The 22237-nt window shown below is 68.2% G+C and carries 19 protein-coding genes; 11 read left to right on the forward strand and 8 right to left on the reverse strand.

The window, feature by feature from the left end; all coding sequences use genetic code 11:
- Nucleotides 1–149: 149 nt before the first annotated feature.
- Nucleotides 150–1364 carry a cytochrome P450 gene (locus BST38_RS06025; protein WP_083142446.1) on the forward strand — a complete coding sequence of 405 codons (1215 nt, stop codon included), beginning with the start codon at nt 150–152 and terminating at the stop codon, nt 1362–1364.
- A gap of 571 nt (nt 1365–1935) precedes the next feature.
- Nucleotides 1936–3309: a hypothetical protein gene (locus BST38_RS06030; protein WP_083142340.1), complete on the forward strand. Its 1374-nt coding sequence runs from the start codon at nt 1936–1938 to the stop codon at nt 3307–3309.
- Nucleotides 3310–3378: 69 nt separating this feature from the next.
- Here BST38_RS06030 and BST38_RS06035 read toward each other — a convergent pair whose 3' ends face one another.
- The 4 genes from BST38_RS06035 to BST38_RS06050 all read right to left on the reverse strand — a co-directional run bounded on the left by BST38_RS06035 (nt 3379) and on the right by BST38_RS06050 (nt 8107).
- Nucleotides 3379–4158 carry a slipin family protein gene (locus BST38_RS06035; RefSeq protein WP_083142341.1) on the reverse strand — a complete coding sequence of 260 codons (780 nt, stop codon included), beginning with the start codon at nt 4156–4158 and terminating at the stop codon, nt 3379–3381.
- Nucleotides 4155–4784 carry a hypothetical protein gene (locus BST38_RS06040; RefSeq protein WP_083142342.1) on the reverse strand — a complete coding sequence of 210 codons (630 nt, stop codon included), beginning with the start codon at nt 4782–4784 and terminating at the stop codon, nt 4155–4157. Before BST38_RS06040 ends, BST38_RS06035 begins: the two co-directional genes overlap by 4 nt.
- Nucleotides 4781–7117, reverse strand: a complete 2337-nt coding sequence (locus BST38_RS06045; protein ID WP_083142343.1) for a nitric-oxide reductase large subunit — start codon at nt 7115–7117, stop codon at nt 4781–4783. Before BST38_RS06045 ends, BST38_RS06040 begins: the two co-directional genes overlap by 4 nt.
- A 135-nt stretch (nt 7118–7252) precedes the next feature.
- On the reverse strand, nt 7253–8107 hold the full coding sequence (locus BST38_RS06050) for a glycoside hydrolase family 16 protein (protein ID WP_083142447.1): 855 nt from the start codon (nt 8105–8107) through the stop codon (nt 7253–7255).
- A gap of 274 nt (nt 8108–8381) precedes the next feature.
- Here BST38_RS06050 and BST38_RS06055 point away from each other — a divergent pair, with 274 nt between their 5' ends.
- Entirely contained in the window at nt 8382–10250 is a 1869-nt protein-coding gene (locus BST38_RS06055) for a lipocalin family protein (protein WP_083142344.1), read from the forward strand.
- Here the strand turns inward: BST38_RS06055 and BST38_RS06060 are convergent.
- The 3 genes from BST38_RS06060 to BST38_RS06070 are packed head-to-tail and all read right to left on the reverse strand — an operon-like array spanning nt 10247 to nt 12613.
- Nucleotides 10247–10594, reverse strand: coding sequence for a hypothetical protein (locus BST38_RS06060; protein ID WP_083142345.1), 348 nt, complete (start codon nt 10592–10594; stop codon nt 10247–10249). The genes BST38_RS06055 and BST38_RS06060 overlap by 4 nt on opposite strands.
- Nucleotides 10595–10643: 49 nt before the next feature.
- Nucleotides 10644–12104 carry an MFS transporter gene (locus BST38_RS06065; RefSeq protein ID WP_181791990.1) on the reverse strand — a complete coding sequence of 487 codons (1461 nt, stop codon included), beginning with the start codon at nt 12102–12104 and terminating at the stop codon, nt 10644–10646.
- Nucleotides 12105–12115: 11 nt separating this feature from the next.
- Nucleotides 12116–12613: a peroxynitrite isomerase gene (locus BST38_RS06070; protein ID WP_083142347.1), complete on the reverse strand. Its 498-nt coding sequence runs from the start codon at nt 12611–12613 to the stop codon at nt 12116–12118.
- Nucleotides 12614–12709: 96 nt separating this feature from the next.
- Here BST38_RS06070 and BST38_RS06075 point away from each other — a divergent pair, with 96 nt between their 5' ends.
- The 3 genes from BST38_RS06075 to BST38_RS06085 are packed head-to-tail and all read left to right on the forward strand — an operon-like array spanning nt 12710 to nt 15485.
- Nucleotides 12710–13936 (forward strand): FAD-dependent oxidoreductase, encoded by a 1227-nt coding sequence (locus BST38_RS06075; protein ID WP_181791989.1) that lies wholly within the window; start codon nt 12710–12712, stop codon nt 13934–13936.
- A gap of 11 nt (nt 13937–13947) precedes the next feature.
- On the forward strand, nt 13948–14724 hold the full coding sequence (locus BST38_RS06080) for an SDR family NAD(P)-dependent oxidoreductase (protein WP_083142349.1): 777 nt from the start codon (nt 13948–13950) through the stop codon (nt 14722–14724).
- A 38-nt stretch (nt 14725–14762) separates the two neighbouring features.
- The gene (locus tag BST38_RS06085) at nt 14763–15485 is read left to right on the forward strand and encodes a hypothetical protein (RefSeq protein ID WP_083142448.1); all 723 of its coding nucleotides are present in this window, start codon (nt 14763–14765) and stop codon (nt 15483–15485) included.
- Here BST38_RS06085 and BST38_RS06090 read toward each other — a convergent pair.
- Nucleotides 15474–16427, reverse strand: a complete 954-nt coding sequence (locus tag BST38_RS06090; RefSeq protein WP_083142350.1) for an L-lactate dehydrogenase — start codon at nt 16425–16427, stop codon at nt 15474–15476. The two genes, BST38_RS06085 and BST38_RS06090, sit on opposite strands and share 12 nt — an antisense overlap.
- Before the next feature lie 181 nt (nt 16428–16608).
- Here BST38_RS06090 and BST38_RS06095 point away from each other — a divergent pair, with 181 nt between their 5' ends.
- The 5 genes from BST38_RS06095 to BST38_RS06115 are packed head-to-tail and all read left to right on the forward strand — an operon-like array spanning nt 16609 to nt 22230.
- The gene (locus BST38_RS06095; RefSeq protein WP_083142351.1) at nt 16609–18264 is read left to right on the forward strand and encodes an ABC transporter substrate-binding protein; all 1656 of its coding nucleotides are present in this window, start codon (nt 16609–16611) and stop codon (nt 18262–18264) included.
- The gene (locus tag BST38_RS06100; protein WP_083142352.1) at nt 18264–19274 is read left to right on the forward strand and encodes an ABC transporter permease; all 1011 of its coding nucleotides are present in this window, start codon (nt 18264–18266) and stop codon (nt 19272–19274) included. Before BST38_RS06095 ends, BST38_RS06100 begins: the two co-directional genes overlap by 1 nt.
- On the forward strand, nt 19275–20237 hold the full coding sequence (locus BST38_RS06105) for an ABC transporter permease (RefSeq protein ID WP_083142353.1): 963 nt from the start codon (nt 19275–19277) through the stop codon (nt 20235–20237).
- Complete coding sequence (locus BST38_RS06110) at nt 20234–21253, forward strand: ABC transporter ATP-binding protein (RefSeq protein WP_083142354.1); 1020 nt, start codon at nt 20234–20236, stop codon at nt 21251–21253. The genes BST38_RS06105 and BST38_RS06110 overlap by 4 nt, the downstream gene beginning before the upstream one ends.
- Nucleotides 21250–22230, forward strand: coding sequence for an ABC transporter ATP-binding protein (locus tag BST38_RS06115; protein WP_083142355.1), 981 nt, complete (start codon nt 21250–21252; stop codon nt 22228–22230). Before BST38_RS06110 ends, BST38_RS06115 begins: the two co-directional genes overlap by 4 nt.
- Nucleotides 22231–22237 lie beyond the last annotated feature (7 nt).

Genomic DNA, 22237 nt, shown 5'->3' on the forward strand with positions numbered 1-22237 from the left:
GAGACAAAGCGCGCTGCACATCTCACCGAACCCGCAGGTGGAGACCTTGCCGTGAGACAGGCCGGGGCCGCAGGAGGACATCTCAGTGTCGACTTCCCGTCGCCTCATTGACGCGGTGCGGCACCGTCGCCCAGCGTGGACACGTGACGATGGCCAAGGACGATCTCGGCATCCAGTTGTTCGACGACGCGTTCATCCAGGACCCCTATCCGCTCTACCGCCGGATGCTGGACACCGGACCGGTGCATCAGATCGGCCAGTCGGGTTTCTACGCGGTGTGCGGCTGGGATGCGGTCAACGACGTGATCGCGCGGCCCGACGACTTCTCGTCGAACCTGACCGGGACCATGACCTACGAGCCCGGCGTTGGCGTCGGCACCTTCGAGATGGACGGTCTGGGCGGCCCGAGCCACGTACTCGCCACCGCGGACGAGCCCGCGCATGCCGTGCACCGCAAGGCGCTGCTTCCCCAGTTGGCCGCCAAGCGGATTCGCGCCTTCGAACCGTTCATCGCCGACACCGCCGACCAGCTGTGGCGTGCGTCGGCGGACCAGGGGCGCCTGGAGTGGATGGGCGCGATGGCCAACCGCCTGCCGATGATGATCGTCGCGCGCATCATCGGCGTCCCCGACTCCGACACCGACCAGCTCGTGCGGTGGGGCTATGCGGCCACCCAGATGGTCGAGGGTCTGGTCAGCCAGGATCAGCTTGCGACAGCAGGCATCTCGGTGATGGAACTCGCGCAGTACATCGCCGACCACTTCCAGCGGGCCGCCGCCGATCCGCGCGACGACCTGCTCGGTGATCTCGCGATGGCATGTGCGCGCGGCGATGTGGAGGACATCACCGCCCAGATGATGATGATCATCCTGTTCAGCGCCGGCGGGGAATCCACAGCCTCGCTGATCGGTTCGGCAGCTTGGCTTTTGGCCACGCGACCCGACATTCAGGAACAGGTCCGCGCCCACGCCGAATTACGGGGCGCGTTCCTCGAAGAGGCCCTGCGCTTCGAGCCACCGTTTCGCGGCCACTACCGGCACGTCGTCGACGACGTCACGCTGGGCGGCGTGGACCTTCCCGCGGGCTCGCGTCTCCTGCTTCTGTGGGGCGCTGCCAACCGCGATCCGGCACATTTCGACGACCCCGACGAGTTCCGCCTGGACCGCACCGGCGCGAAGGGACACATCACTTTCGGTAAGGGCGCCCACTTCTGCGTCGGCGCGGCACTCGCCCGACTGGAAGCCACCGTCGTGCTCGACCACCTCCTCGATCACACCTCACACGTCGAAGCGGTCGACACCGGCCGCTGGCTGCCGAGCCTGCTCGTCCGCCGTCTCGAACGGCTCGAACTCGCCTGCACCTAGCCGGAATCCTCTGCCCTCCGAGCAACAACATGGCTGTGGCATACATCACATCCAGCGGGGCACGTTGCCGCGGCGCAATTCTGCCTCACCCCTGATATTCGCAAAGTCAAGAGCATTGAAACGAAGTCGTCGGAAGGTTGAGTGCGCCGCACCCGCAAACGTCCACGGCCCAATTTCGAACCACGCTCCGCCTCAGATTTAGGTTAACCTAATTAGGTAAGCCAAGCCTAACCATAGAGGTAGAGCGAACGTCAGCCCCCTGGACGCGTTTGCTGACTTTCCCAGAAATTCGCCGACGGTGGGGAGCTACCTATTCGCCCACCAGAATTTCTCGCCATTTTGACGCCAATCACGAATTCGAGAAATCACCCTCAGCTACGTGGCCGATTCTGAGTGAATTCTCAGGTTTCTCGTGGCCTCTCGGCGCCTCACGCACATCACCGCAGGTGAGACGTAGGCATTGTTACTCATGTTCTCTTCAGTTACGGTCTCGCTGCCAAGTAAGGCAAGCCTTCAGTTACTTAGACCAGGAGAACAAGTGCTCCCAGCTCCCGCCCTCGCATCGGGCACGATGACCGCCCCTTCGAAGCCTCGCGTCAGCAAGTTCCTCGCCGCCGGTGTCGCCGTCGTCGGAGCCAGCGCGATCGCCATCACCCCGGTGTCGCCGGTGGCCGACGTCAAGGCCGCCAACTACGTCGCCAACCACATGGTGGAACTGACGGCCTCCGCGTACCCGACCTACTCGAGCGACACCTCCGCCGTGTACGGGAACCTGCTGAGCGAGTCCGGCGCCAACATCGCCAACCTGTTCCAGGTCTTCGCCTCGGATCCGTTCCCGATCATCAACCAGGTCGCCGCCAACCAGCTGGCCTACGGCCAGAAGATCCTCAGCGGCTTGGCCGGCATCCCGGCCGCGATGAATTCGTGGTGGACCGGCGCCAACGGCAAGGCCCTGTTCGAGCAGGCTGCCGAGCACCTGCGCAACGGTGAGTACGCCGACGCGTGGGATCGCATCAACCGGTCGTTCGTCTACTCGCTGAACATCGGCGCGCCCCTGTACAACGCCTTCTGGTCGCAGGCCCCCAGCCAGCGCAACCCGCAGGGCAACATGGGCATCCCGGACCAGATGGCGCTGAACTTCCAGCAGGTCGTCAAGGTCATCTTCGACCGCAACTCGATCGTCAACGAGATCACCAAGTCGGTGCTCGGCCCCTTCATGGGCGTCGCGTTCGAGTTCGCGCTGCTCGCCGACGCGGTCTCGGCCGCGGTCAAGGAAGGCGACGGTGCGGGCCTGGTCCGTGCTCTGGTCAACGCCCCCGGCGTCATGCTCAACACGTTCCTCAACGGCTACGTCAACCCCGAGTGCACGGGCAACGCCTGCGAGCAGTTCCCCGGCCTGATCAACGCCACCAGCGCCATCGTCAACGTCCTGTCGGGCATCCCGAAGGCGATCGCCGAAGCCCTGCAGCCTGATCCGGTGCCGGGTGCGCCGTGGACCCCGCCGGCCACCGCCACCCTGGCGGCGGACGACTCGGTCGCCACACTGGCCCGGACCGTGACCCTGGAGGTCGCGCCCGCCACCGCGACCGTCGAGGGCGAGCAGACCGCCGAGGTCACCCCGGTCGTCGACGAGGTCGCCCCGGTGGTCGAGGAGGAAGCCGAGGAGGCGCCGGTCACCGAGGAGGCACCGGTCACCGAGGATGCCGGCACCGAAGAGGACGGCACCGAGACCACCGTCCCGGCCGACGACAAGGCCGAGGCTGACGCCGACGCCGGCTCGAAGGACGACGACGCCGCCGAGGGGACCCGCAAGTCCGGCAAGCCCAGCCAGTCGACCCGCGCCAGCGCGGCCGCCGACACGTCTGACTCCGCCGACAAGTCCGACTCCGGCGCATCGGATTCCGGTTCATCCGGCTCGGACAGCGACTCCGGCAGCGACGACTAGTTCCGCAGTACCCGCACAAGCAGTACCCGCAGAAGCCACGGCCCCCTCGGCGACGAGGGGGCCGTCGGCCTATCCGGCGCCGTCGGGCCGGCCCCGGTCGAACGCCGAGCGCAGGAACGGGGTGATGATGTCGACAGGCAACGGGAAGACCACCGTCGAGTTCTGGTCGGCGCCGAGTTCGAGCAGCGTCTGCAGATACCTCAGCTGCAGCGAGGCCGGGCTCCGCGACAGCGTGTCGGCGGCCTGACGGAGTTCCTCGGACGCCTGCAGCTCGCCGTGGGCGTTGATGACTTTTGCCCGGCGCTCCCGCTCGGCCTCGGCCTCGCGCGCCATCGCCCGCTGCATCGACTCCGGGATCTCGACGTCCTTGATCTCGACCACCTGCACCTCGACGCCCCAGTCCTTGGTCTGCTTCTCGATGATCGTGCGCAGATCCTGGTTCAAGTCCTCCCGGTGTGCCAGCAGCGTGTCGAGATCGGCGCGCCCCAGCAGCGAGCGCAGCGTGGTCTGGGCGATCTGCGAGGTCGCCACCGAGTAGTTCTCCACCGCGACAATCGCTTTGACCGGTTCGACGATCCGGAACATCACCACGGCGTTGACCCGGGCGGGCACGTTGTCCTTGGTGATCACCTCTTGCGGCGGGATCGTCAGGGTCACCACCCGCTGGTCAACCCGCACCAGGCGGTCCAGCAACGGGACCAGCAACCGGATCCCGGGACCGTAGAGCGGTCGCACGCGACCGGCCCGGAACACCACGCCGCGCTCGTACTCCCGCAGCACCGTCACCGAGAACACCAGCACCACAACGACAACGACCGCCACCGCGGCGGCGATGATCGCCGCGGTCACCGGCCGTCGTCCTGCGTGGCGGTCGTACCCATGCCCCACCGCGTCGAGTACCTGTCGATCGTGGCCGCCACCGCGTCCTCGTGCGCGGTGCGGTGCGGCACGTGCTCGGGGCTGTCCACAGGCGTGCGCCACAGGTGGCCGAACAGCGGGGCCGAACACGCCGCGACCGCGGCGACCACGGTGCCCAGCACCAGCAGGTCGGCGGCCGAGTGGGTGGCCACCGCCTGCCCGATCGGCAGCACGATCGCCAGAACCGCCACCACACAGGCTATTCCGCGGTGGAACCGGCCCGCCTCGGAGAACGGCCACGGATCGACCTGGCGGCTGATCTCGCGTCCGTGGTCGGAGGTGGTGCAGTCGGCCTTCACCGGACAGGTGTTGCACACGACGGGTTTCGCGCGGTAGCGCATCACCCGGTGGGTCGGGTCGAAGGACGTCGGCCACAGCCACTGCTCGGTCGGGCACTGCCACGCGTCGTGGTCCGGGTGGTAGACGAACCGCCCGGTGCGCCAGCGCTGCGCCCGGTGCGAGGCCCTCCGGGCCATCAGGTCGAATCCCCACGCCACCGCGAGGAGGAACACCGCATAGCCCGACACCAGCCAGGTCGCGGCGGCAGGCCCGGTCACGGGTTCTCCTGGCCCGATGTCGGGGCTGGCGTCGCGGGAAGCTCGGTGTAGAGCGGGTTCTCGGGGAGTTCGTCGGCTGATTCCCGGTGTTGCCAGAAGCTGCGCACGCCGATCCACGCGATCCATACGAACGGCAGCACCCCGCCGACGATGAAGATCACGTCCCCGGGCATCCGCATCCAGTCCAGCAGCCTGTTACCGGGATCGGTGAGGAAGGCCAGCGAACGCGCCTCGAAATAGCCGACGTTGACCGAGTGGTAGAGCTGGATCACCCCCAACGGCAACAGCGCCGCGAACACCATCCAGGCCAGGCCGATGTTCAGGCACCAGAACGACAGTCGCGCAGCCTTTTCCGGCCACTTGTCGGCGGGGATGGCGTAGCGCAGCGCGAACATCGCCAACCCGACGGCCATCATCCCGTACACACCCATCATCGCCGCGTGCGCGTGATTGGCCGTCAGCGCGGTGCCGATCTGGTAGTAGGACACGATCGGCAGGTTGATCAGGAAGCCGAAGATGCCCGCCCCCAGGAAGTTCCAGAAGCCCACGGCGACAAGGAACATCACCGCCCAGCGGTGCGGGAAGGGTTTGGAGTCACCGGTCTGCTGCCGCGACCCCAGTTGCAGGAACGTCCAAGCCTCCACGGTGAGGAACGTCAGCGGGATCACCTCGGCGGCCGAGAAGAACGCCCCGAGCGCCATGTGCTCCACCGGCGTCCCCGAGAAGTACAGGTGGTGCATCGTGCCCAGGACACCGCCGACGGAGTACAGGATGATGTCGAGAAAGATGATGCCGAGCGCGATGCGTTGCCGTACCACGCCCAGCAGCACGAAGATGTAGGCGACCATCACCGTGGTGAACAGCTCGAGGAAATCCTCCACCCACAGATGCACCACCCAGAACCGCCAGAAGTCGGCCACCGAGAAGTGCGTGTCACTACCGGCGAGCAGGCCGACGGCGTAGAAGGCGGGAATCGCCAGGCCGGCAAAGAAGAACAACCACGGCATGCTGCGCATCGAGTCCGTCTTGAGCCGGGAGCGCAGCCCACGCCAGATGATCGCGATCCACAGGAACATCCCGATGATCAGCAGCACCTGCCACACCCGCGGCAGGTCGAGGTACTCCCACTGCTGGGAGAACAGGGTGCCCTCGGGAATCACCCCGAACACCGAGAGTGCCTCGCTGGTCAGCGATCCCACCACGACGAGCGCCAGCGCCCCGAGCAGTCCGTAGGCCAGCCAGTGCTGGCGCCGCGGCTCCCGGCGGGTGATGAACGGCGCCAAGAAGATTCCGGCCGCCAGCAGCGAGGTCGCCGTCCACAGCAGGGACAGTTGCACGTGCCAGGTCCGCGCCAGACTGAACGGCAGGATCTCGCCCATGTCGATGCCGTAGAACGAGGTCAGATCGGCGTAGTAGTGCTCGACGAGCCCGCCGAGCATGGTCTGGGCGAAGAACAGCACCGAGACCACGGCGAAGAACCACACCGTCGCGCGTTGCGATTTGGTCAGCACGACCTCGCCGGGCTGGCGGTAGGACAGCGCGGGCGACGACGCGGCGTGCCACCCGATGCGCTGGCTCCACCGTCCGTAGATCGCGAACAGGATGCCCGTGCCGCCGAGCAGCGCGATCAGCGACAGCGCCGACCACACCAGGATGTCGGCGGTCGGCCCGTTGTCGACGCGGGGTTCGGCGGGCCAGTTGTTGGTGTAGCTGTAGTCGTGACCGGGCCGTTCGGCGGCCGCGGCCCACGCACTCCACGCGAAGAAGGCGGTCAGGTCCCGCACGTCGCGTGGGTCGGTGATGACGTCGGCGAGCAGCCCGTTCTGCTTCGCCTCGGGCCCGAAGTAGGTGGTGTAGTGCCGGATCATGAAATCGAACGCGCGCACCTGGGCGGGTGTGAAGACCAGCGTTCCGGTGGCCTCGTCGTAGCGGTTGGTCCGCAACTCGTCGACGACGCGGTCGTGGACTTCCGGGGCGCCCGCGGCGGCGAACTCGGCGGCCATGAAGTCGGCCGACCGGCGTAGATAATCGGCGGTGTAGTCGGGACCCAGGTAACCGCCGTGCCCGTTGATCGAGCCGTACTGCATCAGGCCGCGGGCCTGGAACAACTCTTGTCCGCGAGTGATGTCTGCCCCGGTGAACACCGTGTCGCCGGAGGTGTCGACCACCCGTTCCGGCAACGGCATCGACGCCGTGTAGGTGCGGTAGGCCAGGATTCCCATCACGAAGAACCCGAAGACCAGGACCAGCGCGACGCCCTGCACCCACCCCTTGCCGATGGGCGACTGACTTTCGTCCTGCGGGCTGCGCGCCGCCGAGAAATCGATCGCCATCGCTGGCCCCCCAGGGATTGTCGCGTTTCAAGCAGGCGAAAACGTGAGCCAGGTCACAGCATAGGTGCCGCTGTACGTTTTCGTCCCTTTACGACGACATCGTCGCGGTGTCCGGCGCGACCGCCGGTGTCGCGATCAGCTGGCGAAGACGCGGATCCAGTCGACGCGCATCTCGGCGGGGTAGGTTCCGCCGGCGGGCTCACGTCCGCCGGAGCCCCCGACGGCGATGTTGAAGACCGGCACCATGGTGAATCCCGGATCGTTGAACGGCCAGTCCGGGATCGAGTTGGCCGGCACCGTGAAGAACGGCTCCATGCCCGGCTGATAGTCCTTCCAGAAGTACATGCCCGACGGCAGCCACGTCATCCGCCAGGTGTGCCACGCGTTGTCGACGGGGTGCCGGTCGGTCGCGAAGGAGGTGCCGTCCAGACGTGCGTGCACCGTGGTTCCCGAGGGCCAGTCGTTGTTGCCGTACCACTCGACGAGGTCGACCTCGCCGCCACGGACCGGGTTTTCGTTGACGAGCCAGAAGGCCGGCCAGGCCCCGTCGGTGAGACAGTCCAGCTTCAGGCGCGCTTCCCAAGTGGTGCCGATGCCGCCGCGCCACAGCCCCATGATCTTGGCGCTGGCGTACTTCTCCTGGATGGTGGTGCCTTCGCCGCGGGTGGCGCGGATGACGAGGTTGCCGTTGCCGTCCTGGAAGACGTGCTCCTGGTCGGTGACGTAGCGGCCCATGTTGAACGGTTTGTCCCACTCGACGGGGTTGCGGATCGTCTCACGCGCCGGAACGATGAACCACCGCGCCGGGTCCGGGGGCGACCCTGCGGGCCCGTTGAATTCGTCCTCGAACAGCATCAGCGGCCCAGCTTCCTCGGCCACCGGAGGTGGATCCACGGGCGCTACCGGCGGTTGGGCGTGTGCGGAGCCGAGCGGACTCGCCACTGCGGCCACACCCAGCCCCATCATGAGCATGGCGTGACGACGATCGATCTCAGGCACAGCAGCACCCTAAACGACCGCACCGGTCGCTGACCGGCAATCGCAGATCCGCACCCGCCGCGTGTCCTGGTCTGCGATGATGCGCGCACCACCGCCCGCTCACCACCAAGAGTGCGGGACAGGCCGCGCCGCAACGACATTGGCCGGATGCGGGCGATGGACGGATGCCCGAGCTGCCGCTACGGGCCACGGCAGAAAATGACCGGATACTGACGCCGCACGGGATTCACCCGAGTTGCCTGCTCAGCGGGGCTACAGTTCGCCGATGACGTCGCAACGATGGGCGATTTGGCTCGGGGCCTTCGGCGCAGGCGCGTGCATCGCACTCGGTGCCGGGCAGGGTGCGGCGGCCGCCGACACCGATACCGGGGACAGCGCCGACACGTCGAGTCAGACGACCCGCTCCGATACGGCCGCGGCCATCGCCACGAAACCCGCGGCGGCCGGCACGTCCGCCCCGACCGGCCGAGACGACCAAGCCGACCAAGACACGCCGGCCGCCGAATCCGAAGAGGCCGGCAGCTCGTCCGATATCGCGGTGAAACCCCGGCACGGCACACGCCGACACGACGCCGATACCGATTCCGACCCCGATACCGGCGCCGACTCCGACCTGGATTCCGCCACCGCCGAGGGCGTCGCGGAGGAGACAGCGGATCCCCCTGCCGCAGAACGCGATACGCACGCCAAGCCGGCCGCGGTGCGCGACGACGACACCGCCGAGGCGGCGCCCGCCGAAACCGCCGCGGTACGGACCCCGGATCAGGCAGCCCCGGTCACCGGCGTCAAGACGGGGCATTCCCGACTCGATATTCCGTTGGGCGACAACGGTTACCGGACACGGGCGGACTGGTACCTGCCGACCCAGGCTGACGGCACGGTCGCCGCCACCGGGGTGATCTGGCTGCAGCACGGTTTCCTCGGCAACAAGGCCTTCGTGTCCGCGCTGGCCAAGAACATCTCACAGCAGACCAACAGCATCGTCGTGGCGCCCAACCTGTCGTCGTTCCCCCTCGCCTGCTCCGCGTGCTGGATCAACGGGGCACCGCTGCAGGAGGCGGTGGCGAGCATGTTCCTCGACAACCGGGCGTCGCTGACCGCCAGTGCGCTGGCCGCCGGGTATCTGGGCGCGCTGCCCGACGACTTCGTGCTCTCCGGTCAGTCGGCCGGCGGAGGATTCGCCACCGCCGTCGGCGGCTATTACGCGACAGACCCGACCAGCGACGACAGTCTGCGCGGGGTGGTCATGTTCGACGGCTTCGCGTTCAACGGTGTCCTGGCCGCCGGGCTGAAGAAACTCGACGATCCGTTCGTCCCCGTCTATCAGATCGCGGCGCCGGCCCAGTCGTGGAACGGCAACGGCGCGTCCACCGCAGAACTGGTGGCGGCACGGCCGGGGCGCTTCGTCGGGGTCACGCTCGCGGGCGGGTCGCATTCGGACTCGCTGATCGGCAGCGGTCCCCTCACCGACCTCCTCCTGCAGCTGGTCACGGGGTTCTCCCCGGCGGGCAACACCGCCGCCGCGTACACCCTCGCCACCGGCTGGATCAACGACATGTACCGGGGGCCCGGACCGGCCGACGGCGCCGGCATCTACGGGGCGCCGGACCAGTACATCGTGATGGGCGACGCCTCGGCCGTCGTGCTCGCACCGCCCCCGGCGGTCGACCTCGCCCGGTACCTGGGCACCTGGTTCGAGGTCGGCAGCGTCAAGCAGTTCTTCTCCATCGGCCTGGTCAACACCAAGGCCGTCTACAGCCTCAACACCGACGGTTCCATCAAGGTGGAGAACTCCGGCAACTATTTCTTCAACAACGGGCCGCAGTCCTCGATCGTCGGTGCCGCACTGCCGGTCGACCCCGCCGACAACAAACTCAACGTGCGGTTCTTCGGTCCCCCGTCGGCCACCCCGCCGGGCAACTACTGGATCGTCGACCTCGACCCGGACTACCGCTGGGCCGTCGTGACCGACTCCACCGGGCTGAGCGGTTTCCTGCTCACCCGGGACCCGATCGTCTCGCCTGACTTCTACCGGGAACTGCTGGCCCGCGCGTCGGTCAACGGGGTGAAGGGCCGGATCACCCCGACCCGTCAACCCGCGGCGGCTGCCGACGCGACGTCAGGTGCTGTCTAGGGCGCGGGAACGCTGCCGCAGCCCACACCCGGGATGCAGCCCGCGGCACCGCCCGGCCCGGCCACACCGCTGGGTCCGCCCGGGATCGCGCCCGCGGCGCCACCCGGCCCGGCCACCCCACCGGGACCACCCGGAATCGCGCCCGCGGCGCCACCCGGCCCGGCAACCCCACCCGGCATCGGTGCCGGTGCCCAGCCGGGCGGCGGCGGAGCCCCGCAACCGGTTCCGTACGGATCGACACATCCGGGCGGGCCGCCCGCGGCGGCGAGCGGCGCGACGGCGAACGCGGTTGCGGCGGTGCAAGCGAGCACGAGCGGACCGAATGACCAGAGTTTCTGCGACATGACAGGCGAGTAACCCGCCCGGGTAAAGGCAAAACCCAAGCTTGTCAAATCACCGCCGTTCCGGCTCGCCGTCCGGATGCGCCGGGAGCGCACAGATCGCGCAGTTCGGGCACTCCTCCACCGCGATCCGCGACCCGGCCCGGTCCGTCACCGGACGGATCCCCGCGGCGGCCAGCCCAGCGGCCACGACCATCAGCACCGCGCCGATCACGACCGCGGTGTGGAATCCCGACGAGAACGCGGCGGGGTCCGCGTAGTCGGCTCCACGCAGCCCCGCGAGCCCGGGCAGCACCGCCACGGCCAGCAGTCCCCCAGCGCGGGCGACGGCGTTGTTCACCCCGGACGCGGCGCCGGCCATCGTCTGCGGTGCGGAGTCCAGTACGGTCGCGGTCAGCGGGGCCACGACCAGCACCATCCCGGCGCCAAACACCAACGCGGCCGGGGCGACGTCGAGCAGCCAGGACGCGTCCTCGCCGATACGCAGCATCAGCAGCAGACCCGCCGCGGCGAGCAGCGGACCCACCGTCATCGGCAGCCGCGGCCCGATGCGGCTCGACAATGCCCCCGCCCGCGACGAGAACAGCAGCATCACCGCCGTGAACGGCAGCAGTGCGGTGCCTGCCGCGACCGGACTGAACCCGGACACCGTCTGCAGCTGCAGCACCAGCAGCAGGAAGACCGCGCCCAGCGCCCCGTAGATCAGCAGCGTCATCAGGTTGGCCACCCGGAAGTTGTTGTCGGAGAACAGCGTCAACGAGATCATCGGGTGTGCGCTGCGCCGCTGGACCACCACGAACATCGCCAGTGCCACGACCCCGGCACCGATGCACACCAACGGGATCGCGCTGATGCCCTGGTTGCCCGCCTCGGTCAGGCCGAACGTCAGGGCACCGAGCCCGGCGACGGTCAGCGCGGCCCCGGCCAGGTCCAGCCGTCGCGGCGACGCCGGGTCGCGGCTCTCCGGGACGCGCAGCACCGTCACCGCGAGGACCACCGCCGCCAGCGGAACGTTGATGAGAAACACTGCCCGCCAGTCAAATTCGACCAGAAATCCGCCCAGGAAGGGCCCGATCGCACCGGCGATACCGCCCAGCCCGGACCACGCGCCGACCGCCGCGGCACGGTCGGAGCCGTCGAACGCGGCCGAGATCAACGCGAGAGAACCGGGCGTCAGCAGCGCCCCGCCGACCCCCTGCAGGGCGCGTGCGGCGATCAGCACCTCGATGTTGGGGGCGAGCCCGCACGCGACCGAGGCCAACGCGAACCACACCACCCCGATCAGGAACACCCGCCGTCGCCCGAAGTGGTCGCCGAGCGAACCGCCGAGCAGGATCAGCGACGCCAGGGTCAGCGTGTATGCGTTGACCACCCATTGCAGATCGCCGAATCCACCGCCGAGGTCGGCGCCGATGTGCGGCAGCGCGACGTTGACCACCGTGCCGTCGACCATGACCAGTCCCGAACCGAGAACCGTCGCGACCAGCACCCACCGGCCGGCCGCCGTGCCCATGCGGACACCGGTCACGAAGGCGTCCGGTGCAGCACCGCCGACAGGTGGTGTTGCAGCGGCTGCCCGACGGCTGCCATCCACACCTGGTAGGTCAGCGTGTCACCGGTGACGTGCAAGCTCCGGGTGACCGCCAGAACCTCTTTCGCCGACGCGCTGCGAGCGACCACCGCCGATTCAAGATCGATTCGCATCTCGTCAGCGTTGCCGGTGACGACCCCCTCCTGGATCTCCGCGATCCCGGTCGGGTGCGCGAGGATCCATTCGGCCCGGCCCGGTGCGGGCGCGCGGAGATAGCCGGTCTCGCTGTGCAGGGCCCGTCCGTCGTCGGTGGCGCGGGTGCGCTGCGCGTAGGCCAGGAACGGCTTGCCGACGTGGCCGAAGGTGACCTGCTCGGTATAGCCGAACGACGGGATCGTCGGGTACTCACCGGTTCCTTGACCGGTCCACACGCCCAGAAGCGGCGCGAGCACGGCGATGTCGGGGTGCGGTTCCGGGGCGGGGGCGGCCACCGGGCCAGCGTACGTCGCGCAACAGGCCTGGGAGCAACGCGCGGGAGAACCGTGCATCCGCCGCGAATTCCCTGCCGGGTGCGCGACCATGTCGGGGTGAGCGAGAAGACGACATGCGCGATCGTGGGCGGCGGACCGGCGGGCATGGTGCTCGGCCTGCTGCTCGCACGCGCCGGAGTGAACGTCACGGTGCTGGAGAAGCACGCCGACTTCCTGCGCGACTTCCGCGGCGACACCGTGCATCCGACCACCTTGCGGCTGCTCGACGAGCTCGGGTTGTGGCCGCGGTTCCGCACGATCGTGCACAGCCGGCTCGACCACGCCACTCTCGACGTCGACGACCGCAAGGTCACGATGGTGGATTTCCGGCGGCTGCGTCAGCCCCACCCCTATATCGCGATGGTCCCGCAGTGGGATCTGCTCAACCTGCTCGCCGAGGCCGGTGAGGCCGAGCCGACGTTCACGCTGCGGATGAGCACCGAGGCCACCGGCGTGCTGCGTGAGCGCGGCGGCGTGACCGGGGTGACCTACCGAAACACCGACGGCGCAGGCGAATTGCGTGCCGACCTGACCATCGCGTGTGACGGCAGGGGATCGCTGCTGCGCCGCGAGGCAGGTCTGCCGGTGCGGGAGTTCCCGGTCGGTTTCGACGTCTGGTGGTTCCGCCTCCCCCGCCCCGACGACGACGAGGTCTACACGCTGTTCCCGCGGCTGGCCGCCGGGCGCGCGATGATCGTGATCCCGCGCGAGGGTTACCTGCAGATCGCGATGCTGATCGCCAAGGGCAGTGACGCCGCGCTGCGGGCGCGCGGTCTCGACGCGTTCCGCGCCGACGTCGTCGAGCTGCTGCCCGAGGCCGCCGAAGTGGTCCGCAACGTCACCAGCCTCGACGAGGTCAAGACCCTCGACGTCAAGCTGAACCGGTTGCGCCGCTGGCACACCGACGGCCTGCTGTGCATCGGCGACGCCGCCCATGCGATGTCCCCGGCCGGCGGGGTCGGGATCAACCTCGCGATCCAGGACGCGGTGGCCACCGCCCGCCTGCTGGCCGAACCGCTGCGCGCCGGCACCCTCGATTCCGGCGACCTCGCCAAGGTGCGCCGCCGCCGGCTGGCACCGACCGCGCTCACCCAGGCGCTGCAGCTGTTCATCGACCGCAGGGTGCTCGGCCCGATCGTGAACGGCCGGCTCGCCGGGCCGTCCCCCGCCCTGGTCCGCCGGGTCGAGCGCAATCCGTGGCTGACCGTCGTCCCGGCGTATCTGGTCGGTGTCGGAGTGCGGCCGGAGCGTGCACCCGAGTGGGCGAAGCGGACACCCCAGTAAGGTCACGGGCCGTGACCTCAGACTCCAATCCGTTCGATCTGACCGGCCACGTCGCCGTGGTGACCGGCGGCGGTTCCGGCATCGGCCTCGGGATGGCCCACGGGCTGGCCCGCGCCGGGGCCTCCGTCGCGATCATGGGACGCAGCGCGCACCGGTTGGACGAGGCCGCGGCTGCGCTGCGCGCCCACGGAAACCCGGTGCTGCCGGTGGTGTGCGACGTCACCGACGAGGACGCGGTCACCGCGGCGATGGCGCGGGTGCGCGGCGAACTCGGTTGGCTGGATTCGTGTTTCGCCAATGCGGGGGTGCGCGGCAGGTTCACCCCGGTGCTGGAGACCTCGCTGGAGGAGTTCCGCTCGGTCACCCGCGTCGACCTCGACGGCGTCTTCCTGACCGTGCGCGAGGCGGCGCGCCAGATGATCGCCGCGGGCCGCGGCGGCAGCCTGGTCGGGGTGTCGAGCCTGGGCGCCTACCAGGGCATGCCTCGCCAGCCCGCCTACGCGGCGTCCAAGGCCGGGGTCACCTCGATGATGGACAGCCTCGCCGTCGAGCTCGCCAAGCACGGGATCCGGGCGAACACCATCGCACCGGGCTGGTTCGACACCGAGATGACCTCCGAGGGGCTCGCCGACGAGCGGTTCCGCGACCGGGTGTTGCCGCGGGTACCGGTGCGCCGATGGGGTGCCGGCGACGATCTCGCCGGGGCCGCGGTGTATCTGGCCAGCCCGGCGAGCGCGTACCACACCGGCGACGTGCTGCGTGTCGACGGCGGCTATCTGAAGTTCTGAACGTTTGAGCCACCCCCGGTGTGGGACATGATGTGACGGTGAACCTGCTGCTGTCGCCGCTGCCCGCGCCCGCCGTCCACATCACGGATGCCGGGGTCGAGGCCACGTTGAGCGCGGCGGTGCGGATCATCAACCCGCTGCTCGACGTGCTGTGGGACACCGACCCGTTCGACCTCAAACGCCGCGACGACGCGGTCGGGTGGCTGCTCAACGCCGCCGACGTGCCCGGGACCCCGTCGTGGGACGGCATGGACACCGACGCGCGGATCCACTGGTGGGTGCGGCGCGTCGGGGCGCTGAACACCATCCCGGTCGCCCTCCCGGGCATGTTCGGCGTGATCGGGCGCCAGCTGCCCATCCAGGACCTGCTCGGGTTCGTCAGCCAGGCCACCGTGCTGTGCGCGGTCGCGCGCGAACTCGGCGTCACCGATCAGCGCACGCAGGTGCGGATGCTCGCCGCGGTGCTGTGTGACCGGGATCTGTCGGTCGTGGTGTACGACGGCGACTCCCGCCGGCCGCTGGCCGCGATCCCGCGCAGCCCGGTGGGCGTCGTGAAGGCCGTGTGGAACCTCATCGGGCTCTTCGACGCGATCGCCGACGAGCTGGCCAAGCGCCCGCATCCCCGCGGACCGCTCAAGTACCTCGGCCTGCTTCCCGGGGTCGGCGCGGTCGCGTCCTACATCGGCGAGTGCGGCGCACTGGCCCGCGCGGCCGGGCAGGGTCGCCGCTGGCTGGAGAAACCCGCCCGTTCAGAGGCCTAACGTCTGCTGTACGCCGTGCAGCGTCTCAGCCGACGCGAGCAGTCCGGTCCGTTCCGCCTCAGACAGCGGCACCTCCAGCACCCGGCCCGCGCCGTTCGCGGACACCACCGTCGGCAGCGAGAGCGCCACTCCCGAGACCCCGCACGCGCCGGTCTGCACCGTGCAGACGGGCAGCACGCGGTGCTCGTCGCCGAGCAATGCCTCGACGATCCGCGCGGTGGACAGCCCGATCGCCAGATTCGTCGCACCTTTGCCTTCGATGATCTCGTAGGCCGCGTTCACCACCTCCGACGAGATCCGCCGCTGCGCCTCCTCGTCGAACAGCAGCTCCCCGTCGCGACGGAACTCCGCGGCGGGGACGCCGCCGACGGACACACTCGACCACAGCGAGATCTCCGAATCGCCGTGTTCGCCGATGATGATTCCGTGCACATTGCCGACGGCCAGATCGGCCTTCTCGGCGATGAGGTAGCGAAAGCGGCTGGAATCCAACACCGTTCCGGACCCGAACACATGCCCTGGCGCGGCGTCGACCGACTGTGCCGCGGCGAAGGTCACCACGTCGACAGGGTTGGTCACGAACAACACCACGGCGTCCGGGGAGCGTTGCAGCAGTTGGGGTGTCAGCGTCTGCGCGATCGCGACGTTGGCGGCGGCGAGATCCAGCCGGCTCTGACCCGGCTTCTGTTTGGCGCCCGCGGTCACGACGATGACGGCTGAACCGTCGGTCACCGCCATGTCGTCGGAGCCGGTGATGCGGCAGTGCGGCACGAACTGGCTGCCGTGGTTGAGATCGAGCACCTCGGCGCGCACCTTGGGGGCGTTGACGTCGTAGAGGGCCAACGCTCCCGCCGATCCGCGGATCAGGCAGGCATAGGCGATGGCGGTGCCCACACTGCCCATTCCGATGACAGAGACCTTGGTGTTCTGCACGACCGGCATACCCCCATTGTCGTCCATCCGGGCCGCCGATCACAGCGATTGCGCCGAGTTAGCTGAAACCAGTTGGCTGGAAAGATCCTGTGAAGCTCGGGTTGCCAAACGGAAAAATTCCTTAAAAATGCTTAGCGATCCGTACAACGGCGCAGAGCCTGGCGCCATCGCCGACAGCGAAGGAATCGCAATGCATCGACTGCGCACCACGCGCAAAGCACTGGTAGCCGCCTGCGTCGTCGCGTTCGCCGCGTTCGGCGTGGTGTCCTGCGGCAGTGACGACAGCGGTTCAGGAGGTGACGGCACCGGCGACATCACGATCAACGCGACGTCGTTCCCCGACTACGTCGACCCGCAGCTGTCCTACACCGTGGAGGGCTGGGAGGTGCTGTGGAACGCCTACACCCCGCTGCTGACCTACAAGCACGCCAAGGGCGAGGAGGGCACCGAGGTGGTGCCCGGGCTGGCCGAGGCGCTGCCGGAGGTCTCCCCGGACGGATTGACCTACAAGCTGAAGCTGCGCCCGGACATGAAGTACTCCGACGGCACGCCGATCAAGGCGTCGGACTTCACCTACGCGATCCAGCGTCTGTTCAAGGTCGACTCCGGGGGCTCGGTGTTCTACAACGTGATCGTCGGGGCCAAGGAGTACGCCGACGGTGCCGCCGACACCATCACCGGCATCACCACCGACGACGCGACCGGTGACATCACCATCCAGTTGACCCAGCCCAACGGCACTTTCGACAATCTTCTCGCGTTGATGTTCGCCGCCCCGATCCCGCCGAGCACCCCGCTCGACTCCGATGCGACGAACAATCCCCCGCCGTCGAGTGGGCCGTTCATGTTCACCAAGGTCGATGCGCCACGCACGTTGACGATGGAACGCAATCCACAGTTCCAGACCGTCAAGGACGCCGGGGCCGACGAGGTGGCCGACGCGGGTGTCGACAAGATCACCCTTATCGAGAACAAGAACCAGAGCGCCCAGGTCACCGACATCATCCAGAACAAAGTCGATTTCATGATGGACCCGGCGCCCTCGGACCGGTTGCAGGAACTCAAGACCCGTTACACGGACCGGTTCCGCATGGAGGATTCGATCAACACCTACTACATGTTCATGAACACCGAGCGGGCGCCGTTCAACGACCTCAAGGTGCGCCAGGCGATCAACTACGCGATCGATCCCGAGGCCCTGAACCGGATCTTCGGCGGGCGGCTGCACCCGACTCAGCAGATCCTGCCGCCCGGGATGCCCGGCTACCAGGAGTACAAGCTCTACCCGGGCCCGGATATGGAGAAGGCGAAACAGCTGATCGCCGAGGCGAATCCGGCTGATCGCGACATCACCGTGTGGACCGACGACGAACCGGACCGCAAGCGGATCGGCGAGTACTACCACGATCTGTTGACCCAGCTGGGCTTCAACGCGACCCTGAAGGTGATCGCCGGCGACGTGTACTGGACGACGGTCGGCAACCAGTCCACCCCGGATCTGGACACCGGGTTCGCGGACTGGTTCCAGGACTTCCCGCATCCCGACGACTTCTTCCGGCCGTTGCTGCACGGCGACAGCATTCTGCCGACCAACGGCAACAACCTGTCGCGGGCCAACATCCCGGCCAACAACGCCAAGATGGACGAGCTGCTGCAGAAGCAACTCTCCGACGACGGAGTCGAACAGCAGTACGCCGATCTCGACCGGGCGTACATGGAGCAGGCGGTGTGGGCGCCGTACGGCAACGAGCAGTTCACCACGTTCCTGTCGGAGCGGATGGACTTCGACCGGTCCTATCACCATCTGTTGTTCAAACAGGACTTCACCTCGTTCGCGATCAAGTAGTGGTCGCCGTCCCCGAGGCCCCGCCAGGGGTCCCCAAGACACAGGTCCAGGGTCGCAACCCGTGGTATCTGGCGTGGCTCCGGTTGCGCCGCAACAAGGTTGCGCTGGGCTGTGGTGTGCTGTTCCTGCTGATCGTGGTCTGCTGCCTGGCCGCCCCGCTGTGGGCCGAGCACGTCGCCCACACCGGCCCGAACGACAACCACATCACCGATACCGTGCTCATCGGCGGCACCGAGACCGACATCGTCTCCCCGGACGGCACACCGATCGGCCCGGGCCTGCGCGGCCGGTACCTGCTGGGCGCCGATCAGAACGGCCGCGACGTGATGGTGCGGTTGCTCTACGGGGGCCGCACGTCGATCTACATCGGTGTCGCGGCGGCGGCGGTCACCACGGTGCTCGCGGTGACCGTCGCCCTGCTGGCCGGCTACTACCGCGGCTGGATCGATGCGGCGCTGTCGCGGGTGCTCGACGTGATCTGGGCGTTCCCGGTGCTGCTGCTCGGCATCGCGCTGGGTACCGCACTGGCGATCGGCGGGCTGAAGCTGGGAGTCATTGCGATCGCCGGGGATTCGATCTGGATACCGATCCTGATCATCGGTCTGGTGTACGTGCCGTACATGGCCCGGCCGTTGCGCGGCGAGATCCTGGCGCTGCGGGAGAAGGAGTTCGTGGAGGCCGCGGTAGCCCAGGGCATGGGGCCGCTGCGGATCATGCACCGTGAACTGCTGCCGAACATCGTCTCGACGGTCATCGTGTTCTTCACCCTCAACATCGCCAACAACATGCTGCTGGAATCGGCGCTGTCGTTCCTCGGTGCCGGGGTGCGCCCGCCGAACGCGTCGTGGGGCACCATGATCGCCGACGGGTACCAGATGATCTACACCGCACCGCATCTGACGATCGTCCCGGGCCTGATGATCGTGGTCACCGTGTTGTCGCTCAATGTGTTCGGGGACGGGCTGCGGGATGCGCTGGATCCCCGGGCCCGGATCAGGCTGGAGCACTAGATGGCACGTTTTGTCGCCCGGCGGCTGCTGGGCATGATCGCGGTGCTGTTCGCGATCTCGGTGATCGTGTTCCTGATCTTCAACGTGATCCCGAACTCCGATCCCGCGGCGCGCATCGCGGGCAAGAACGCCGATCCGGATCTGATCGCCCGTGTCAACGCCGACCTCGGCCTGGACCGCCCGCTTCCGGTGCAGTACGTCGCGATGATGAAGCAGATCTTCACCGGTCAGCTCACCTCGTATGCGAGCAATCGCAATGTGATGGAACAGATCTGGGACGGGCTGCCCGCCACGTTCTCGCTGTGTATCGGCGCGGCGGTGATCTGGATGTCGCTGGCGGTGCTGTTCGGCTACCTCAGTGCCGTGCACGCGGGCCGGTTCGCCGACCGCGCGCTGACGGTGCTGGCGTTGGTCGGCATCTCGATGCCGGTGTTTTGGCTGGCCGCGATCCTGCTGTACTTCCTGACCTTCAAGGTGCAGCTGTTCCCGACCGGAAGCTATGTGCCGCTGACCAAGGATCCACTGGATTGGGCGTATCACCTTGTGCTGCCGTGGTTCACGCTGGCGGTGCTGTTCATCGGCTTCTACAGCCGGGTGCTGCGCTCCAACATGCTCGACGCGATGAACGAGGACTACGTGCGCACCGCGAAAGCGAAGGGACTGTCCGACCGGCAGGTCCGCATCCGGCATGTGTTGCGTAACTCGATGATTCCGATCGTGACGCTGTTCGGGCTGGACTTCGGCATGGTGGTCGGCGGTGGCGCGATCCTGACCGAGACCGTGTACAACCTGCCCGGTGTCGGGCTGTACGCCGGGGAGGCGATCCGCAGCCTGGACCTGCCGCCGCTGATGGCGATCACGATGTTCGGCGCGTTCTTCATCGTGCTGTTCAACACGGTCGTCGACATCGCCTATGCGGTGCTGGATCCGAGGATCCGCCTGGGAGAGGCGGCGCCGGTATGAGCGGAGCTTGCGGAGCGAATCAACAACCCGCTGATCTTCTCCGGGTCGAGGACCTGCACGTCAGCTTCGCCACCGAGGACGGCGTGGTGCGGGCTGTCGACGGGGTGTCGTTCGACCTTGCCGCAGGCGAGATCCTGGCCATCGTCGGGGAATCCGGCAGCGGCAAGAGCGTCACCGCCCAGACCCTGACCGGGCTGACCCGCGCCCCCAACACCCGGATCACCGGGTCTGTCACCTACCGCGGGCGCGAGCTGACGGGGCTCGACGACGCGGGCCTGCGGGGCATCCGGGGCGAGGAGATCGCCATGGTGTTCCAGGATCCGATGTCATCGCTGAACCCGGTGTACCGTGTCGGCGACCAGATCGCGGAGATGATCCGCGCGCACCGCGACGTGTCGAAGAAGGAGGCCCTCGCGCGTGCGGTGGAGCTGTTGACCTCGGTGGGCATCCCGAATGCTCAAGCGCGGGTGCGCAGTTACCCGCACGAGTTCTCCGGCGGTATGCGGCAGCGGGTGATGATCGCAATGGCGCTGTCACTGGAACCGACTGTGCTGATCGCCGACGAACCGACGACCGCGCTGGATGTGACGGTGCAGGCGCAGATCCTGCGGCTGCTGGCCGATCTGAACCGGGATCGGGGGCTGGCCGTCGTGCTGATCACCCATGACCTCGGGGTGGTGGCCGAGGTGGCCGACCGGGTGCTGGTGATGTACGCGGGGCAGATCGTCGAGGACGGCAGCCTCGACGACATCTTCTACGCACCGCATCACCCGTACACCTGGGGGCTGCTGGGTTCGCTTGCGCGCCTGGACCGTCCGCGCACCGGGCGGTTGGCCCAGATCGCCGGTGCACCGCCGTCGCTGCTGCACCCGCCGGCGGGGTGCCGCTTCGCGGCGCGGTGTGCGTTCGAGTTCGACCGTTGCGGCGAGGCTCCGCCGCTGGATCCGAGCAACGGCAGCGGCCATCTGGACCGCTGCTGGTTGCCGCTCGAGGACAAGGCCCGGGTGCTGTCATGACGACTCCGCTGCTTGAGGTCACCGACCTGGTCAAGTACTTCCCGATCAGGTCGGGGGTGGTGGTCGAGCGCGAGGTGGGCCGCGTGCACGCGGTCGACGGGGTGAGCCTGACCCTCGCGGAGGGCGAGACGCTGGGCCTGGTCGGGGAATCCGGCTGCGGCAAGTCGACGCTGTGCCGGGCGATCCTGCAGCTGACGCCGCCGACGTCTGGCTCGGTCCGGTTCCTGGGCCGGGAGCTGGTCGGGATGTCGCGGCGGGAGCTGCGGCCGCTGCGGCGCCAGATCCAGATGATCTTCCAGGACCCGTTCGCGTCGCTGAACCCGCGCAAGCGGGTCGGGCAGATCATCGGCGACCCGATGGAGTTGCACGGTCTGGCCGACGGTGCCGGGGTCACGCGGCGGGTACAGGAACTGCTCGACCGGGTGGGCCTGCGCCCCGAGCACTACAACCGCTATCCGCACGAGTTCTCCGGCGGTCAGCGCCAGCGCATCGGGATCGCCCGGGCACTGGCGTTGCGCCCGAAGCTGATCATCGCCGACGAACCGGTCTCGGCCCTCGACGTGTCCGTGCAGGCGCAGATCGTGAACCTGCTCAAGGACCTGCAGGACGAGTTCGGGTTGTCCTATCTGTTCGTCGCCCACGATCTCGGGGTGGTGCGGCACATGTCGGACCGGGTCGCGGTGATGTATCTCGGCAAGGTCGTCGAGAACTCCGGCACCGACGACCTCTACGACCGTCCGGTCCACCCGTACTCGAACGCTCTGTTGTCGGCCGTGCCGATCCCGGACCCGCGCCTGAACCGGACGCGGGAGCGGGTGGTGCTCGAGGGCGACGTCCCCAGCCCGACGGATCCGCCCGCCGGGTGCCGGTTCCACACCCGCTGCCCGTGGAACACCGAGGTCTGCGCGTCCGACGAACCCGCGCTGGTCAGCCACCATCCCGGGCACGTCGCGGCCTGTCATCACCCGCGCAACTGAAAAAGTC

Source organism: Mycolicibacterium parafortuitum, from assembly GCF_002086815.1.
GTDB classification, from domain to species: Bacteria; Actinomycetota; Actinomycetes; order Mycobacteriales; family Mycobacteriaceae; genus Mycobacterium; species Mycobacterium parafortuitum.

Bases quoted from the DNA above. Each gene is read 5' to 3' on its own strand.
- BST38_RS06095 (WP_083142351.1), top strand. From the start codon at position 16,609: ATGCATCGACTGCGCACCACGCGCAAAGCACTGGTAGCCGCCTGCGTC.
- BST38_RS06055 (WP_083142344.1), top strand. From the start codon at position 8,382: ATGACGTCGCAACGATGGGCGATTTGGCTCGGGGCCTTCGGCGCAGGC.
- BST38_RS06105 (WP_083142353.1), top strand. From the start codon at position 19,275: ATGGCACGTTTTGTCGCCCGGCGGCTGCTGGGCATGATCGCGGTGCTG.
- BST38_RS06030 (WP_083142340.1), top strand. From the start codon at position 1,936: ATGACCGCCCCTTCGAAGCCTCGCGTCAGCAAGTTCCTCGCCGCCGGT.
- BST38_RS06045 (WP_083142343.1), bottom strand. From the start codon at position 7,117: ATGGCGATCGATTTCTCGGCGGCGCGCAGCCCGCAGGACGAAAGTCAG.
- BST38_RS06065 (WP_181791990.1), bottom strand. From the start codon at position 12,104: ATGGGCACGGCGGCCGGCCGGTGGGTGCTGGTCGCGACGGTTCTCGGT.
- BST38_RS06110 (WP_083142354.1), top strand. From the start codon at position 20,234: ATGAGCGGAGCTTGCGGAGCGAATCAACAACCCGCTGATCTTCTCCGG.
- BST38_RS06115 (WP_083142355.1), top strand. From the start codon at position 21,250: ATGACGACTCCGCTGCTTGAGGTCACCGACCTGGTCAAGTACTTCCCG.
- BST38_RS06025 (WP_083142446.1), top strand. From the start codon at position 150: ATGGCCAAGGACGATCTCGGCATCCAGTTGTTCGACGACGCGTTCATC.
- BST38_RS06060 (WP_083142345.1), bottom strand. From the start codon at position 10,594: ATGTCGCAGAAACTCTGGTCATTCGGTCCGCTCGTGCTCGCTTGCACC.
- BST38_RS06090 (WP_083142350.1), bottom strand. From the start codon at position 16,427: ATGCCGGTCGTGCAGAACACCAAGGTCTCTGTCATCGGAATGGGCAGT.